The organism is Paraburkholderia sp. BR13444, assembly GCF_040948755.1.
Classification (GTDB): domain Bacteria; phylum Pseudomonadota; class Gammaproteobacteria; order Burkholderiales; family Burkholderiaceae; genus Paraburkholderia; species Paraburkholderia youngii.
On record NZ_JBFPKM010000002.1, the window covers coordinates 1 to 16731 of the forward strand.

A 16731-nucleotide genomic window follows, 5' to 3' on the forward strand; every position below is an offset into this window, starting at 1 on the left:
GCAGTTTCGCTCCACGCTTCCTCCCTACGCCCGGTCGCCCTCGCGCAGTTGCGCTTCGCTTCGCTCGCTGTGATCAACTTGCGGTGGGACTTGCACCCACAAGAGTGCGCCCATGCTGGGCGCACAATAAAAAAAGCCCACTTCTTGTGAAGTGGGCTTTCTCAAATCTGGCGGAGCGGACGGGGCTCGAACCCGCGACCCCCGGCGTGACAGGCCGGTATTCTAACCAACTGAACTACCGCTCCAGATTTTGCATCGCAGTCTGCGGGCCATGCTCCCAGCCTGCTGCACCGTTCAAACTTCCAACCGAACGACGCCGATGTTCTGGCGTCCCCTAGGGGATTCGAACCCCTGTACTCACCGTGAAAGGGTGATGTCCTAGGCCTCTAGACGAAGGGGACAACGTACTGCTTACACCTTTAATGAAAAAGCCCGTTCAGGTATGTGTGAACGGGCTTTGTCTGGCGGAGTGGACGGGACTCGAACCCGCGACCCCCGGCGTGACAGGCCGGTATTCTAACCGACTGAACTACCACTCCAGTCTTTACACCCTGCTTGCGAGCGTCGGTTAATTCTCTGCAAGCTGCGCTGCTTTACTACTACTCGAATACTAAAGCGACGCTGATGTTTGGCGTCCCCTAGGGGATTCGAACCCCTGTACTCACCGTGAAAGGGTGATGTCCTAGGCCTCTAGACGAAGGGGACAAAATCTTTTCAGATCCGTCTTAATTCGCTTTCGACTTATTCAGCTCGCTCTAACTTTTCAGTTAATTCGCTGAGCTTTTTAACGTCAACTACGAAGACCGCTATTTTAACTACGTTTCAGTTATTTGTGAAGTCTTTTTTTCTACAACTTTCAGACTTCTTAACCACTTTAACTTCTCTCTGCTGTGTTGGTGGAGGTAAGCGGGATCGAACCGCTGACCTCTTGCATGCCATGCAAGCGCTCTCCCAGCTGAGCTATACCCCCGCGCACATCAGAGAAACGAGATTCTAGAGGGCGATCTGCGGTTTGTAAATACCCTTTGAGCAATTACATGCGATTTTTCCGAAGGCGTGCGAAACCCTGTCACGCACGCCCGCAGCTGATCAGCCAAGCGCTGTTTCGATACGGCCAACGACGACGTCGCGACCGAACAGCATCAGCACGCTATCAATCGACGGAGTATGCGTCGTACCCGCCACCAGCAAACGCACCGGCATCGCGAGCTGCGGCATCTTCAGCTTGTGCGCGCCGAGCGTAGCCTTCAGCACGGCGGCGATCGCCTCCTTGGTCCATTCGACCGTCTTCAATGCAGCGGCCAGATCAGCGAGCGCCGGACGAACCGCGTCGGTCACGTGCTGGGCAAGCGACTCGGCATCGGGTGCCGGCGTGCGATAGAACATCGCGGAGTTCTGCGCGATTTCCTTCACGGTCGACGCACGATCCTTCATCAGGCCCACCACGCCCGTCAAATCCGGACCTTGCGCGAGTGTGGCTTCGTCGATGCCGAGCTCCGCGAAGAACGGTATCGCCAGTTCGGCGAGGCGTGCGTTGTCGGCTTCCTTGATGTAGTGCGCGTTGAGCCAGTTCAGCTTGTCATGGTCGTACTGCGCCGGCGACTTGCCGAGATGCTCGAGATCGAACCACTCGACGAACTGCTCGCGCGTGAAAATCTCCGCGTCGCCATGCGACCAGCCGAGGCGCGCCAGATAGTTGACGACCGCTTCCGGTAGATACCCTGCATCGCGATAACCCATCACGCTCATCGCGCCGTGGCGCTTGCTCATCTTCTCGCCCTGCTCGTTCAGCACGGTCGGCAGATGCGCATACACCGGCGGCTCGCCGCCGAGCGCGCGCAGAATGTTGATCTGCCGCGGCGTATTGTTGACGTGGTCGTCGCCGCGGATCACGTGAGTGATGCGCATGTCGAGATCGTCGACGACGACGCAGAAGTTATACGTCGGCGTGCCGTCCGGACGGGCGATCACGAGGTCGTCGAGCTCTTCGTTCGAGATTTCGATGCGGCCTTTCACCGCGTCGTCCCACGCGACCACGCCGGTCAGCGGATTACGAAAGCGCAGCACCGGCGTCACGCCCGCGGGCGGCTCCGGCAGGACCTTGCCCGGCTCCGGGCGCCACGTGCCATCGTAGCGCGGCTTTTCGCCCGCTTCGCGCTGACGCTCGCGCAGCGCGTCGAGCTCTTCGGTCGACATGTAGCACGGGTAGACGAGCCCGGCGTCCTGCATCTGCTTCAGCACTTCCCGGTAACGGTCCATGCGCTGCATCTGGTAGAACGGGCCTTCGTCGAAATCGAGACCAAGCCATGCCATGCCCTCGAGAATCGCGTCGACGGATTCGGTGGTGGAGCGCTCGACGTCGGTGTCCTCGATCCGCAGCACGAAGGTCCCTTTCATCTTGCGCGCGAACGCCCACGGATACAGCGCGGAGCGGATGTTGCCCAGGTGGATGAAGCCGGTGGGACTCGGTGCGAAACGGGTACGAACGGAGGTGGTCATTAGCGGTTACTCGGAAAACAGGCGCCGGCGCTCGAGCGAACACGGCTGCGAAGCGCGGCAGCGAAGCGTGCCCATGCTGCGCGCGATGTCGCGCACGGCCACGAGGGAAATAGATGCAAGACGCGAATTATACCTTCCGCCCGCGGGTTGCCGCCCTCGTCCGAACGGCTATGGCGCATGGGCGAACGGCGTCCGGACACCTGCGCAGGCACCTTCCCTCCGCTGACCGAACTCATCTTGAAAAGACGCGGCCCCAGTTCCGAATACTTCCTCTGCAACGTTTCATTACAGCGGACCGCGCGCGCCGATCGTTTGCATTAAGATGTGCGCGCGCTGATATAAGGGCTTGCCCCGCACATCGATCCGATAGGAACGGGACACTCTCCAGCGCGCGGAATCGCCGCCGGCGATACGCCTGGCCTGACCTCAGCCTGATCGCGGTACGCGCGACGCCGCCTGCGTCGCCCGCGCCGTAGCTGGAGAACTCGTTGAAACCCTCATCCCCAAGTTTGAGCCGCCGCAGCTTTTCGCTGGCGGCCGCATCCGCAGTGCTTGCCGCCTGCACCACGACCAACGGCAAACTCAATGGCGCGCCCATCACCGCGACGCCCGCCGTTGCGCCGCCTGAAAAAGCGCAACAGAAACCGGTTCGCGTCGCGCTCGCTCTCGGCGGCGGCGCCGCGCGCGGCTTTGCGCACATCGGCGTGATCAAGGCGCTCGAGGCGCGCAATATCCAGATCGACCTGATCGCCGGCACGAGCGCCGGCTCCGTGGTCGGCGCGCTGTACGCGTCGGGCATGAACGGTTTCGCGCTGAACAAGCTCGCGCTGTCGATGGACGAAGCGTCGATCAGCGACTGGGCGATGCCGTTTCGTACGCGCGGCTTCCTGCAGGGCGTCGCGCTGCAGAACTACCTGAACACGACGCTGAACAACCGCCCGATCGAGAAGATGGCGAGGCCCCTCGGCGTAGTCGCGACCGATCTGCAAACCGGCCAGCCGATCCTGTTCCAGCGCGGCAACACCGGCACCGCGGTGCGCGCGTCGTGCAGCGTGCCGTCGATTTTCGAGCCGGTGAAGATCGGCGGTCACGAGTATGTGGATGGGGGTCTCGTGAGCCCCGTACCGGCGTCGTTCGCGCGCAAGATGGGCGGGGATTTCGTCATCGCCGTCGATATCTCGCAGCGGCCGGAGACCGGCCTCACCACGAGCTCGTTCGACGTGCTGATGCAGACCTTCACGATCATGGGCCAGACGATCAAGGCCTACGAGCTCGACAAGTACGCCGACGTGGTAATCCGGCCGAATCTCGCGGCGATGAGCGGCAGTGATTTCTCGCAGCGCAACGCGGCGATCCTCGCCGGCGAGGAAGCGGTCGCGAAGATGATGCCGGAATTGCAGCGCAAGCTCGCCGCGCGGCGCATGGGCGCCTGAAAACCTCGTGGCGCACAGTCGCCGTGCGCCACCAGGGCAAAGTTCGCGCATCAAATGCAAAAAGCCTGCTTCGAACGAAGCAGGCTTTTTTATCGCCGGACTCAGCGCGGAATTAGTTATTTCCGCTGATCGTCGCGGTCACGCGCTTGCGCAGATCGTCGGCCTGATACGAGGTCTCGATCCGACGCGCACCCGTGAAGCGCTTTTCCCAGTAGCCGTCATCCATGTCGTCGACGCGGATCGTGCTGCCGGTGGACGGCGAGTGCACGAACTTGTTGTCGCCGATATAGATGCCGACGTGCGAGAACGTGCGGCGCATCGTATTGAAGAACACCAGATCGCCCGGCTTGAGGTCGCTGACGCGCACCTTCTCGCCCATCCGGCTCATTTCCTCGGCACGACGCGGCAGCGCGAGGCCGAGCGTGTCCTGGAACACGTAGCGCACGAAACCGCTGCAATCAAGCCCTGAATCTGGCGTATTGCCGCCCCAACGGTAGCGAACGCCGATCATGTTCAGCGCGCCGACCACCACGTCACCCGCTTTGCCGGCCATACCGGAAAGGAATGATTTGGCGCCGCTGCTCTCGGTGCTAGCAGCCTTGGGTTGGGGAGTGAGGAGGGAGAGAGGATCCGAGCCGTTGGTGGTGGGATACGAGGCATTCTGATTAAAACCGCTTACTTCATCGGCGAATACGCCGGGAGCTGCTGCCATCAAGACGCCAATGAACATCCCGGCGACGACGCGCGTGCAAGCCTGGGTGAAGTTTCTGTGCTGCATTGGTCGGTAGTTTTTGCCAAAAAAATCAGACGTCTACGAAAAAAGTTTGGTCGATACTAGCCAGTAAGTATTTGCGTGTCAAAAGGAATAGAAAAAATCAATCGAGACGCGCACTCAATTGGTGAAACGGTGAAAAATCAACGATCAAGCGCCGCTTTCAGCAGCTTTCTAGTGTAAGCATGCGCGGGTGCCGCAAAAATTTTCTCGACTTCGCCGGTCTCGACGATCGATCCGTTTTGCATCACCACGACGCGGTGCGCCATCGCCCCGATCACCTCCAGATCGTGACTGATGAACACGAAGCCGAGGTTGTACTTGTGCTGCAAACCGGTGAGCAGCTTGAGCACCTGTTGCTGAATCGAGACGTCGAGCGCGCTGGTCGGTTCGTCGAGGATCAGCACGCGCGGCTCGAGTACCAGCGCGCGCGCGATCGCGATGCGCTGCCGCTGCCCGCCCGAAAACTCATGCGGATAGCGATACAGCGCGGTGCGGTCGATGCCGACTTCACGCAGCACCGCGAGCACCTTGTCGCGCCGCGCCTGCGGCGTCATCTGCGGCCGATGCAGCGCGAGCCCCTCGCCGACGATCCGCTCGATCGTCTGCCGCGGCGAAAGCGAACTAAAAGGGTCTTGAAAGACAACCTGCATATTCGAGCGCAGCGCGGTCTTTTCGGCGCCGCGATAGCTCGCGAGCGCCCTGCCCTGAAACTGGATCTCGCCGTGCGCGGTGCGCTGCAGACCGAGCAGCGCCATCGCGAGTGTCGACTTGCCCGACCCTGATTCGCCGACGATCCCGAGCGTCTCGCCCTGGCGTACCGACACGTTCGCCGAGTCGACCGCACGAAACCGCCCCGCGCCGAACCAACCGCGCAGGCCAGGCAGCTTCGTTTTGAAGTCGACCGACACGTCGCGAGCTTCGAGCAGCACCGGCGAGATCGGCAGCACCGGCGCGACCTCGCGTTGCGGCCGGCTGGCGAGCAGCCGCTGGGTATACGGATGGCGCGGCGCCTCGAAGACCTGCTCGACCGTGCCGGTTTCGACCAGCACGCCCCGCTCCATCACCGCGACGCGCTGCGCGAAGTGACGCACCAGATTCAGGTCGTGCGTGATCAGCAGCACGGCCATGCCGCGCTTTTGCGCTTCGTCGCGCTGCAACTCCAGTAGCAGTTCGACGATCTGCGCGCGAATCGTCACGTCGAGCGCAGTGGTCGGCTCGTCGGCGAGCAACAGGCGCGGCCGGCAGGCGAGCGCCATCGCGATCATCGCGCGCTGCCGCTGGCCGCCCGACAGCTGATGCGGATAGCTGTTGACGCGCTTCTCCGGTTCGGTGATCCCAGTGCGCGCAAGCAACGCGACCGCACGCCGGCACGCCTCGGCCACGCTGACGCCGTCATGCACGACGATCGTCTCGGCAATCTGGTCGCCGATCGTGTACAGCGGGTTGAGCGCGGTCATTGGCTCCTGGAAGATCATCGCGATGTCCGAGCCGCGCAGGCCGCGCATCGAGCGCTCGCTCTTCGCGAGCAGATCTTCACCATCGAAGCGGATCGCGCCGCTCACCTGCGCGTCGTTCAGCAGGCGCAGCACCGACAGCGCGGTCACGCTCTTGCCCGAACCCGACTCGCCGACGAGCGCGACGCGCTCGCCGCGCGCGATCGCGAGCGTGACGTCGTCGACGGCCACCGTGTCGCCGAACGCAACGCGCAGATGGTCGAATTCGAGCAGCGGCATATCCGTCGATGGCGGATCGATTTGCGGGAGCGCGCTCATTGGCCACCTCCGGCGTGTATCGCATCGGAGATACGCGTGTCGAGCGCGTTGCGCAGCGCGTCGCCCATGAAGGTCAATAGCAACAGCATCGCCACCAGCACGCCGAAGGTCGACACCGAGATCCACCATGCATCGAGATTCGCCTTGCCCTGAGCGAGCAGCTCGCCCAAGCTCGGCGTCGGCGGCGGCACCCCGAGGCCGAGGAAGTCGAGGCTCGTCAGCGCGAGAATCGCGCTGCTCATGCTGAACGGCAGGAACGTGATGACCGGCGTCAGACTGTTGGGCAACACGTGACGCCACATGATCTGCCAATGCGACAGGCCCATCGCGCGCGCGGCGCGCACATAATCCTGCTGGCGATTGCGCAGGAATTCGGCGCGCACGTAATCGGACAGTCCGATCCAGTTGAACAGCGACAGCAGCACGATCAAGAGCGCAAAGCTGCGCTCGAAGATCGACGAAAAGATGATCAGCAGATAAAGCTGAGGCATCGCGTTCCAGACTTCGATCAACCGCTGCCCGACGATATCCGTTCGCCCCCCGAAGTAACCTTGCACCGCCCCCGCGACGATGCCGACTATCGTGCTGATCACGGTCAGCACGAGGCCGAACACGACCGACACGCCGAAGCCGTACAGCAGACGCGCGAACAGATCGCGGCCGCGGTCGTCGGTACCGAGCCAGTTTTCGCGCGACGGCGGCGCCGGGTTGGGCGCCTTCGAGAAGTAGTTGAGCGTGTCGTAGTAGTAATGATTCGGCGGATACAGCGCGAAGTTGCCCGGCGCGTCGAAGCGGTGACGGATGTACGGATCGAGGTAATCGGTCGGCGTCGGGAAGTCGCCACCGAAGGTGGTCTCGGCATAGGTCTTCACGAGCGGAAAATACAGATGACCGTCATAGCGCACGACGACCGGCTTGTCGTTCGACCACAGCGGCCCCACGAGGCTCGCCGCGAACGCGACGACGAAAATGATCAGGCTCCAGTAGCCGAGACGCTGCTGGCGAAACCGCTGCCACACGCGACGCGCCGGCGACGGCGACATCAGTGCGCGCGCGGGTTCGGTGCGTGCCGCCGCATCGGCGGAAAGGCGGGCTCGATTCATCAGCGCTCCAGTTGTTCGAATTGGATGCGGGGATCGACCCACACGTAACACAGGTCGGAGATCAGTCGCGTGACGAGGCCGATCAGCGTGAACAGATACAGCGTGCCGAGCACGACCGGATAGTCGCGCCGCATCACCGATTCATACGACAGCAAGCCGAGCCCGTCGAGAGAGAACAGCGTTTCGATCAGCAGGCTGCCGGTGAAGAACGCGCCGATGAAAGCACCCGGGAAATTGACGATCAGCGGCAGTAGCGCATTGCGAAACACGTGCTTCCACAACACGCGCCGCTCGGACAAACCTTTCGCGCGCGCGGTCAGCACGTACTGCTTGCGGATTTCGTCGAGGAACGCGTTTTTCGTCAGCATCGTGACGACCGCGAAGCTGCCCACTACCGACGCCGTGATAGGCAACGTGATATGCCACAGATAGTCGAGGATTTTGCCGATGAGGCTCAGCTGGTCCCAGTTGTCGGACGTGAGGTTGCGCAGCGGAAACAGCTGCAGGAAGGTGCCGCCGCCGAACAGCACGAGCAGCAGCACGCCCAGCACGAAGCCCGGAATCGCGTAGCCGACCAGCACGACGAGGCTCGTCGCGATATCGAAATGCGAGCCGTTGCGCACCGCCTTCGCGATGCCGAGCGGCACCGATATCAGATAGGTCAGAAAGAACGTCCACAGGCCGATGCTGATCGACACCGGCAGCTTCGACACGATCAGCGACCACACGCTCTGATGCCGGAAATAGCTCTGGCCGAGATCGAAGGTCGCGAAGCGCTTGAGCATCAGCCCGTAGCGTTCGAGCGGCGGCTTGTCGAAGCCGTATAGCTGCTTCAGTTGCGCGATCTGCTGCGCATCGACGCCGCTATGCGAACGCAAACCGAACGGCGAGGCGCCCTCCGCGCCTTTGCGCAACTCGTGCTGCATCTGCTCGACGGGACCGCCCGGCACGAACTGGATCACGACGAAAGTGAGCGTCAGCACGCCGAGCAGCGTCGGGATCATCAGCAGCAGGCGTTTAAGGATGTAGCTCCACATAGGCGGTGTTCCAGTGCGAACGCGTTGGTGGGGGCGATGGGTCTGCGGATCAGTCGGCGCTGGCCGTGTGCGCATGCGCCTGCGGATCTTCGTACCACCACATCGTCGTGATCCAGCCCTCCGCGCCATAGTACAGCGGCAAAGTCTTCGGCCACGCGAGTCCGCGCTTGTACGCGACGCGATGCGTGCCGCTGTACCAGTGCGGCACCACATAGTAGCCATGCATCAGCAGACGGTCGAGCGCGTGCGCAGCGTCGGTCAGCTGCTCGCGCGTTTGCGCGTGTACGAGCGCGTTCAGCACCGCGTCGACGGCCGGCGACTTCAGGCCGATCGCGTTGTCCGAGCCGGGGGTATCGGCGGCCTTGCTGCCGAAGCGGGTGATCTGCTCGGAGCCCGGCACCTGCACGTCGGGCATCCGAATCGTCGTCACGTCGAAATCGAATGCGTCGAGCCGCTTCTGATAGACCGCGAAGTCGGTAGTGCGGAAGTTCACGGTAATGCCGAGCTTCTGCAGATTGCGCGTGAAAGTCGCGATGATCGGCTCCATCGACGAGGCCGAACCGGCGTCGTCGAGTATCTCGAACTGGAACGGCTCGCCCTCGGCGTTGCGCAGCGCGCCGTCGCGATAGGTCCAGCCGGCCTGCTGCAGCAGATCGCGTGCCTCTAGGAGATTCGCGCGCAGCGTGCCGGGCGGATCGGTATCGGGCTGCTTCGGCAGCGGCCCGAATACCGCGGGGTCGAGCTGGGCGCGAAACGGCTCGAGCAGCGCGAGCTCGCCGGGCGACGGCAGCCCCTTCGCCTGCCATCCGGTATTGGCGAAATAGCTATCGATGCGCGTGTACTGGCTGAAAAACAGCTGGCGGTTCAGCCATTGAAAGTCGAGCGCGAGATCTAGCGCCTTGCGCACCCGCACGTCCTGGAACAGCGGCCGGCGCGTGTTCAGGAAAAAGCCCTGCATGCCGGTGCCGTTGTGCTGTGCAAACTCGCGCTTGATCAACTCGCCGCTGTCGAACCTCTTGCCGACGTCACGCCGCACCCAGTTGCGCGCGATGTATTCGACCAGCGCGTCGTACTCGCCCGCCTTGAACGCCTCCAGCCGCGCGGTGCTATCCGCATACAGCTTGTAGACGATGCGATCGAAGTTGTACATGCCGACGCGCACCGGCAGATCGGCGCCCCAGTAGTTCGGGTCGCGCTTAAACGTGATCGTGCGGCCGTTGTCGAAGCTGTCGATCAGATACGGCCCGCTGCCGATCGGCTTTTCGAACGCAAGCTGATCGAACGGAATGCGGCTGCCGTCGGGCTTCAACCCCCACTTGCGCGAGAACACCGGCATGCTGCCCGCGAGCAGCGGCAACTCGCGATTGCGCTCGCGAAACTCGAAGCGCACCGTGGCCGGATCGACGACGACCGCGCCCTTGATCTCGCTGAAAAGCGATGCGAACTGCGGCGCGGCCTGCGGGCTCTTCAGCGTATCGAGCGAGAACTTGACGTCGTCGGCGGTCACGGGCTCGCCATTCGAAAAGCGCGCGCGCGAATTGATGCGGAACGTGACCGACAGGCCGTCGGGCGCGATGACGATGTCGTCGGCGAGCAGCCCATAAGCCGACGCGACTTCGTCGCTGCTGCCGATCGTCAGGCTCTCGAACATCAATTCGAGGCCCGGCGCCGCATTGCCGCGCAGCGTGAACGGATTGAACTTGTCGAAGCTCGTCAGACGGCTCGGGTTCGCGAGCACGAGCGTGCCGCCTTTCGGCGCATCGGGATTGACGTAGTCGAAGTGTTTGAAGCCCGCTGGATATTTCGGCTCGCCGTACTGCGCGATCGCATGCGCCGCATGCGCGTGCGGCGCGGCGAGCAGACTCGCGCACAGCAGCGCGACGGCGAACGCGGCGCGCAAGGGTCCGTGGAGCACGCTGTGTCGAAGTCCCTGAGGCGTTTGAACCCGTCGCGAGCCAGTTGTCATGGAGTCGTGCTGGTAAGTGGGCAGTGGCGATGTGGGGGATTCTACCCAATTAGCTTGCGCGATCCGGCGGGCGACTGCGACGAAACGCATCAGTTATCGATGTTTCAGCGCAGAAAACAAAAACCGCCCTCGAAGGGCGGTTCTGATGTCGCAGCAGCCAGTTAGCGCGCCGCGGTGCCGGCTCAGTGCCAGCCGCGATGCTGGTCGTAGTGACCGCGCCAATAGTCGCCGTGGCCCGGCGGATGGTGGCGATACCAGTCGTCGCGCGCCCAGTAGCGACTGCCATCCCAGTAACGGTCGCCATGCCAGCCGATCACGATCTGCGGACCGCCGTAGTACACGGGAGCCGGCTGATAGACGACGGGAGGCGGCGGAGGCGGCGGCGGTGCGTAGACCGGAGCCGGTGCGACGTAGACCGGCGCGGGGATGCCGATATTGACTCCGACGTTGAGCCCCGCGGCCATCGCGGCACCCGATGCAGCCAACGTGAACACCCCGAGCATAAACGGAACAAGACGAACGGACTTCATTGATCACCTTTGTACGAACATGTTTTGTTGGCGGAAATATAACGCAAGGCACCAACACGCGTATTTCAACCTTGTAATAACTGATGCTGAAAATCGCCTGACCGACTGCGGCGTAATGTCTGGTTACATCCGCCATACGGCCGTGAAAAAACGCTTCCGGCGGAGCCGGCGGCTGAGGCCTGACAGGCTTACCGAAAACGAACATTCGATGTTCGAAAGAACATTCGTGCTCGATATTTCTGATCGCAGTCATCCGATCACCTCTCAAAAATTCTGACAAAGATTACTAGATTATCTCGAAAAATCAGGGATAACTCCGCACATGCCATGGTTTTCCCCGATATCTAACCGGGTTCCAAGTGGTAGGATGACTTCCATTGAAGACCAATAAATGTTCGAATTCGAGCATTTCCGAGCGCTGCCTCGGAAAGCAACCGCTCAATGCGCCACGGAGACTGATTTTGAAAACGATCAAGGGATTGCGCTGGTGGATCATCGCCCTCGTTTGCGTTGGGACGATCGTCAACTATCTGTCGCGCAACGCGCTCGGCGTGATGGCACCCGAGCTGATGAAGCTGCTCCACATGAACACGCGGCAGTACTCGTACGTGGTCGGCGCGTTCCAGGTCGGCTATACGGTGATGCAGCCCGTCTGCGGCCTGATCATCGATCTGATCGGCCTGCGCCTCGGTTTCGCATTGTTCGCGTGCCTGTGGTCGCTGACCGGCGTGTTCCATAGCTTCGCGGGCAGCTGGCTTTCGCTCGCCGCCTTGCGCGGTTTCATGGGTCTGTCCGAAGCGGTCGCGATTCCGGCCGGCATGAAGGTCGTCGCCGAATGGTTTCCCGATCGCGAGAAATCCGTCGCGGTCGGCTATTTCAACGCGGGCACCTCGTTCGGCTCGCTGCTCGCGCCGCCCCTCGTCGTGTTCCTGTCGCTGCGCTACGGCTGGCAGAGCGCGTTTGCAGTGACCGGGGCGCTCGGCTTCTTCTGGGCCGCCGCATGGTTCGTACTGTACCGCTCGCCCACCGAGCACAAGCGCGTGAGTAACGCCGAGCGCACGGCGATCGTCGAAGGCCAGGCACCGCCCGCGGCACGCCGCGCGAGCGTGCGTGAAGTACTGCGCACGCGCCGTTTCTGGGCGATCGCGCAGGCACGCTTTTTCGCCGAACCCGCGTGGCAAACGTTCAGCTTCTGGATTCCGCTCTATCTCGCCACGCAGCGTCATATGGATCTGAAGCAAATCGCTCTGTTCGCGTGGCTGCCGTTTCTCGCCGCGGACCTCGGCGGCCTGTTCGGCGGCTATCTGTCGCCGTTCCTGATGAAGCATTTTCGCGTGCCGCTGATCTGGTCGCGCATCTCGGGCGTGGTGCTCGGCGCGCTGATGATGCTCGGCCCGGCGTCGATCGGTCTCGTCGCGTCGCCGTACCAGGCGATCGCCCTCTTCTGCGTCGGCGGCTTCGCGCACCAGATGATCTCGGCGCTCGTCAACACACTCGCCGCCGACGTGTTCGATCCCGGCGAAGTCGGCACCGTCGCCGGCTTCGCGGGCATGGCCGCGTGGATCGGCGGCCTCGGCTTCTCGCTGATGGTCGGCGCGCTCGCCGATTCGATCGGCTACACGCCGCTGTTCGGCGCGCTGGGCGCGTTCGACATCATCGGCGCGGCGCTGCTGATCATCCTGATGCGCGGTGTGCCGCGCCACGGCCGCGCGCGCCGCGCCGACCTGAGCGTCAACACCGCTGCCTGACCTCCCTCGAAGACTCGTCATGCGTTCACAGATCAATCTCAAACATCCGCCGCGCTTCGCACTCGCCCCCAACGCTGGCAACCCCGCGGCCAACCCGGTCGTGCTGAGCGCGCAGCCGAATTGCCGCATCGAGCTATTCGTGCTCGCCGAGGACATCATCCGCGTGCTCGTGCTGCCGGACGGCGAAACGCACGGTCCGCGCACGTGGGCGATCGCGCCCGGCGCGGACGACGTGCCGCTCGAAGGCCGCGAGCGCCGCGACCTGAGCGGCTTTACGCCGCCGCCGTTCACGGTGAACGAAGCAGCCGGCCACGTGGCGATCGAAACGGCGCGCGTACGCGTGAGCGTCGCGCTCGAAGGCGGCGCCTGCGCATGGGACATCGTGCACGAAGGCACGTGGCATCGCGTAATGAGCGATCGCAAGACCCAGGCGTACAACTTCGGCTGGTGGGACTCGCGCGTCTATCACTACGTCGAGCGGCGCCGCGACGAAATGTACGTGGGCCTCGGCGAGCGTGCCGGCTCGCTCGATCGCGCGCAGCAAAGCTACGAGATGCGCAACATCGACGCGATGGGCTACAGCGCACGCACCACGGACCCGCTATACAAACACATCCCGTTCTACGTGACGTGGCAGCCGCAGACGTCGACCGGCTTTGGCCTGTTCTACGACACGCTCGCCGATTGCCGCTTCGACATGGGACGTGAGCTCGACAACTATCACGGTCGCTATCGGCACTTCATCGCCGAGCATGGCGATCTCGACTACTACTTCATCGCGTCGCCCGGCTCGCCGCTCGACGCGGTGCGCCGCTTCACGTGGCTCACCGGACGTCCCGCGTGGATGCCGAAGTGGGGCCTCGGCTACTCGGGCTCGACGATGAGCTACACCGACGCACCGGACGCGCAACAGCAGATGGGCGAATTCATCGAGCGCTGCCGCGAGCACGACGTGCTGTGCGACTCGTTCCATCTGTCATCGGGCTATACGTCGATCGGGCCGAAGCGCTACGTGTTCAACTGGAACCACGAGAAGTTTCCGGACATCGAAGGCTTCGTGCAGAGCTATCTCGATCACGGCGTGCGTCTGTGCGCGAACATCAAGCCGTGTCTGCTGCAGGATCACCCCGCGTTCGACGACGTCGCGCAGGCCGGCCTGTTGATCGAAGCGCCCGACGGCGAGCCCGCATGGGTGCAGTTCTGGGACGAAGTCGGCGCGTATCTCGACTTCACGAATCCCGCGACGATCGACTGGTGGAAGGCGCGCGTGAAGGACGCGCTGCTCGAATATGGCATCGCGGCCACCTGGAACGACAACAACGAGTTCGAGATCTGGTCGCCGCATGCAATTGCGCACGGCTTCGGCAAGCCGTATCCGGCACATCAGGCTAAGGTGCTGCAAACGCAGCTGATGATGCGCGCGTCGCACGACGCGCAGCGCGAGCATGCGCCCGATAAGCGTCCGTTCCTCGTATCGCGCTCGGGCGGCGTGGGCATGCATCGTTATGTACAGACGTGGTCGGGCGACAACTACACGTCGTGGGAAACGCTGCGCTTCAATCTGAAGATGGGCCTCGGGCTCGCGATGTCGGGCGTGTCGAATAGCGGCCATGACATCGGCGGCTTCTCGGGTCCGGCGCCGCAGCCGGAGCTGTTCGCGCGCTGGGTCGCGTTCGGCATTTTCCTGCCGCGCTTTTCGATTCACTCGTGGAACGACGACGGCACCGTCAACGAGCCATGGATGCATCCGGAAGTCACCCGGCACGTGGCCGACCTGATCAAGCTGCGCTATCGGCTGATCCCTTACCTGTACGAGCTGCTGTGGCAATCTCATAGTGCGTACGAACCGGTGCTGCGGCCGCTGTTCGCGGAGTTTCCGCGCGATCCGCGCTGCCTCGTCGACGGCGACGACATGATGCTCGGCTCGTCGATGCTGGTCGCGCCGGTGGTCGATCCGGGCCGGAGCACGCGCGACGTGTATCTGCCCGCCGGTTCGCGCTGGGTGTCGTACTGGAGCGGCGAAGCATTCGACGGCGGCCAGACCGTCACGCTGCCCGCGCCTATCGAGCGGCCGGTGTTCCTGCTGCGCGAAGGCAGCGTGATTCCGCTCAACATCGCCGAGCAGCATTTCGGCCGCCCCGCCGACGAGCGCGCATTCCTCGCGGTGCCCCATGCCGGCGCGGGCACCGCGCAAGGCGGCTCGATCGAGGACGACGGCGAGACCGAAGCCTGGCGCAATGGCGAGCAAGGCCGCTGGAACGTCACGCTGACGGGTGACGCAAACACGTTGCGCGTGACGCTCGAGCGTCCGCAATGGAAGCATCGCACGCAGCTGCAAGTGCGTGTGTTCGTGCCGATGCATGAGACACGCGCGATCGTCTGCACGAACGGCACGCTCGACGCCGACCACACCGCAAACGGCTGGCGCTGCCTGACGATTTCGCTGCCGCACTGACACACAAAAGCACCGACTCGCGCTACTAGGCACTGAACGACACACCGCACCGGCCTGAGGGATCAGGCCGTCCCTTCAGTCTGGAGACATCCCAATCATGAAAATCAGCCAGCGCGCGCGTACCCGCGCGTTCGTCCTCTGCTGCCTGCCGTTCGCGGGCGCCGCGTTATCGACCAGCGCGTCTGCGCAAAGCAGCGTCGCGTTGTACGGCGTCGTCGACAATGCGTTCGCCTATGCCAGCAACCAGAAGGGGCATTCGAACTTCTACATGAGCCAGGGCAATCTGCAGGCGAGCAAATTCGGCTTCCTCGGCTCGGAAGATCTCGGCAGTGGCACGAAGGCGATCTTCCGGCTCGAGAGCGGTTTCAATTCGCTGACCGGCGCGCAAAGCACCGCGGGTTACCTGTTCAACCGCCAGGCCTACGTCGGCCTCGCGAACGATCGCTACGGCACCGTGACGCTCGGTCGCCAGTACACGCCCTACTTCCAGATGGTCGGCGCGCTCGGACCGACCGGCGTGCTGACCGGCGCGACCGGCGCGCACCCGGGCGATCTCGACGCCCTCGACACGACGCTGCGCTTCAACAATTCGGTTACCTATCTATCACCGACGATCGCGGGCCTGCAGGCAAGTGCGCAGTACGGTCTCGGTGGCGTGCCCGGCAGCGTCGCGAACGGCAGCCTGTTCAGCGCGGCACTGCGCTATGACTTCCAGCCGGTATCGCTCGCAGCCGGCTACGTGAAGCTGAAGGACATCGCGACGAGCGCGGCGCTCGGCAGCTTCGCGATCAACTCGCCGGTCAACAACGGTTATGCGAGCGCGCGCAGCGCGCAGCTGTTCGCCGCGGCGGGCCGCTACACGTGGCACGATCTGATGGTGGGCGTCAACTACTCGAATGTGCAGTACGCGCCGGGCCATGGCTCGCTGTTCTTCGACAAGGCCGTGTTCAACACGTACGGCGCGATCGCGACGTACCGGATCACACCGAGCGTGACCGTCGGCGGCGGCTATAGCTTCACGCAGGCAAGCCAGGCGAATGGCATCACCGACCCGGCGCACTATCATCAGATCTCGCTCGAACAGACCTATAGCCTGTCGACGCGCACCACGCTGTACGCGCTCGAGGCCTATCAGCATGCGGGCGGCAAGTCGCTGATCGCGTCGGGCAGCGGCGTGACCATCGCCGATGCGGTCGCGGTGGTCGGCGACTCGCAGAACACGACGCCGTCGTCGGGCCCGTCTCAGTTCGTCGGCATGGTGGGGTTGCGGCACGCGTTCTAAGCGACGCGGGTTCAGAGCGCCATGCAGTGATCAGGATGCCTGCATAACTGGCAGTGAGAGGAAACGAAACAGCGGTCGCCGAAAAAACAAAAACCCCGCAGAGCCTAGACTCTGCGGGGTTTCACCACCAT

The 16731-nt window shown here is 63.2% G+C and carries 11 protein-coding genes and 5 tRNA genes; 4 read left to right on the forward strand and 12 right to left on the reverse strand.

What is annotated here, in order from left to right; genetic code table 11:
• Positions 1-168: 168 nt before the first annotated feature.
• From AB3X95_RS04360 to gltX, 6 genes are all read right to left on the reverse strand, one after another.
• Positions 169-245, reverse strand: a tRNA-Asp gene (locus AB3X95_RS04360).
• Between the two features lie 80 nt (positions 246-325).
• Positions 326-401 (reverse strand) — tRNA-Glu (locus AB3X95_RS04365).
• A gap of 61 nt (positions 402-462) precedes the next feature.
• Positions 463-539: transfer RNA gene (locus AB3X95_RS04370), tRNA-Asp, on the reverse strand.
• A gap of 90 nt (positions 540-629) precedes the next feature.
• A tRNA-Glu gene (locus AB3X95_RS04375) sits at positions 630-705 on the reverse strand.
• A 189-nt stretch (positions 706-894) separates the two neighbouring features.
• Positions 895-970: transfer RNA gene (locus tag AB3X95_RS04380), tRNA-Ala, on the reverse strand.
• Between the two features lie 119 nt (positions 971-1089).
• A complete protein-coding gene (gene gltX / locus AB3X95_RS04385; protein WP_184226684.1) occupies positions 1090-2499 on the reverse strand; it encodes a glutamate--tRNA ligase in 1410 nt (469 codons plus the stop codon).
• Between the two features lie 488 nt (positions 2500-2987).
• On the opposite strand from gltX, the gene AB3X95_RS04390 reads away from it, so the two are divergent.
• Positions 2988-3932 (forward strand): patatin-like phospholipase family protein, encoded by a 945-nt coding sequence (locus AB3X95_RS04390; RefSeq protein WP_176108255.1) that lies wholly within the window; start codon positions 2988-2990, stop codon positions 3930-3932.
• Between the two features lie 112 nt (positions 3933-4044).
• Here AB3X95_RS04390 and AB3X95_RS04395 read toward each other — a convergent pair whose 3' ends face one another.
• The 6 genes from AB3X95_RS04395 to AB3X95_RS04420 all read right to left on the reverse strand — a co-directional run bounded on the left by AB3X95_RS04395 (position 4045) and on the right by AB3X95_RS04420 (position 11115).
• On the reverse strand, positions 4045-4710 hold the full coding sequence (locus AB3X95_RS04395; protein ID WP_176126408.1) for a C40 family peptidase: 666 nt from the start codon (positions 4708-4710) through the stop codon (positions 4045-4047).
• Positions 4711-4847: 137 nt separating this feature from the next.
• A complete protein-coding gene (locus AB3X95_RS04400) occupies positions 4848-6479 on the reverse strand; it encodes an ABC transporter ATP-binding protein (protein WP_176126410.1) in 1632 nt (543 codons plus the stop codon).
• Positions 6476-7582: an ABC transporter permease gene (locus AB3X95_RS04405; protein WP_176108252.1), complete on the reverse strand. Its 1107-nt coding sequence runs from the start codon at positions 7580-7582 to the stop codon at positions 6476-6478. Before AB3X95_RS04405 ends, AB3X95_RS04400 begins: the two co-directional genes overlap by 4 nt.
• Positions 7582-8619 carry a microcin C ABC transporter permease YejB gene (locus AB3X95_RS04410; RefSeq protein WP_176126412.1) on the reverse strand — a complete coding sequence of 346 codons (1038 nt, stop codon included), beginning with the start codon at positions 8617-8619 and terminating at the stop codon, positions 7582-7584. The genes AB3X95_RS04405 and AB3X95_RS04410 overlap by 1 nt, the downstream gene beginning before the upstream one ends.
• A gap of 49 nt (positions 8620-8668) precedes the next feature.
• On the reverse strand, positions 8669-10585 hold the full coding sequence (locus tag AB3X95_RS04415; RefSeq protein ID WP_368620780.1) for an extracellular solute-binding protein: 1917 nt from the start codon (positions 10583-10585) through the stop codon (positions 8669-8671).
• 182 nt (positions 10586-10767) lie between these two features.
• A complete protein-coding gene (locus tag AB3X95_RS04420) occupies positions 10768-11115 on the reverse strand; it encodes a hypothetical protein (RefSeq protein ID WP_368620781.1) in 348 nt (115 codons plus the stop codon).
• Positions 11116-11576: 461 nt separating this feature from the next.
• On the opposite strand from AB3X95_RS04420, the gene AB3X95_RS04425 reads away from it, so the two are divergent.
• The 3 genes from AB3X95_RS04425 (at position 11577) to AB3X95_RS04435 (ending at position 16600) form a co-directional block, all read left to right on the forward strand.
• Entirely contained in the window at positions 11577-12863 is a 1287-nt protein-coding gene (locus tag AB3X95_RS04425) for an MFS transporter (RefSeq protein ID WP_176126415.1), read from the forward strand.
• Between the two features lie 19 nt (positions 12864-12882).
• Positions 12883-15318, forward strand: a complete 2436-nt coding sequence (locus AB3X95_RS04430; protein ID WP_368620782.1) for a TIM-barrel domain-containing protein — start codon at positions 12883-12885, stop codon at positions 15316-15318.
• A 97-nt stretch (positions 15319-15415) separates the two neighbouring features.
• The gene (locus tag AB3X95_RS04435; protein WP_368620783.1) at positions 15416-16600 is read left to right on the forward strand and encodes a porin; all 1185 of its coding nucleotides are present in this window, start codon (positions 15416-15418) and stop codon (positions 16598-16600) included.
• Positions 16601-16731: the final 131 nt, after the last annotated feature.

Excerpts from the sequence above, each read along its gene's own strand:
- gltX (WP_184226684.1), bottom strand. The coding sequence starts at position 2,499 with ATGACCACCTCCGTTCGTACCCGTTTCGCACCGAGTCCCACCGGCTTC.
- AB3X95_RS04395 (WP_176126408.1), bottom strand. The coding sequence starts at position 4,710 with ATGCAGCACAGAAACTTCACCCAGGCTTGCACGCGCGTCGTCGCCGGG.
- AB3X95_RS04400 (WP_176126410.1), bottom strand. The coding sequence starts at position 6,479 with ATGAGCGCGCTCCCGCAAATCGATCCGCCATCGACGGATATGCCGCTG.
- AB3X95_RS04405 (WP_176108252.1), bottom strand. The coding sequence starts at position 7,582 with ATGAATCGAGCCCGCCTTTCCGCCGATGCGGCGGCACGCACCGAACCC.
- AB3X95_RS04410 (WP_176126412.1), bottom strand. The coding sequence starts at position 8,619 with ATGTGGAGCTACATCCTTAAACGCCTGCTGCTGATGATCCCGACGCTG.
- AB3X95_RS04415 (WP_368620780.1), bottom strand. The coding sequence starts at position 10,585 with ATGACAACTGGCTCGCGACGGGTTCAAACGCCTCAGGGACTTCGACAC.
- AB3X95_RS04420 (WP_368620781.1), bottom strand. The coding sequence starts at position 11,115 with ATGAAGTCCGTTCGTCTTGTTCCGTTTATGCTCGGGGTGTTCACGTTG.
- AB3X95_RS04430 (WP_368620782.1), top strand. The coding sequence starts at position 12,883 with ATGCGTTCACAGATCAATCTCAAACATCCGCCGCGCTTCGCACTCGCC.
- AB3X95_RS04435 (WP_368620783.1), top strand. The coding sequence starts at position 15,416 with ATGAAAATCAGCCAGCGCGCGCGTACCCGCGCGTTCGTCCTCTGCTGC.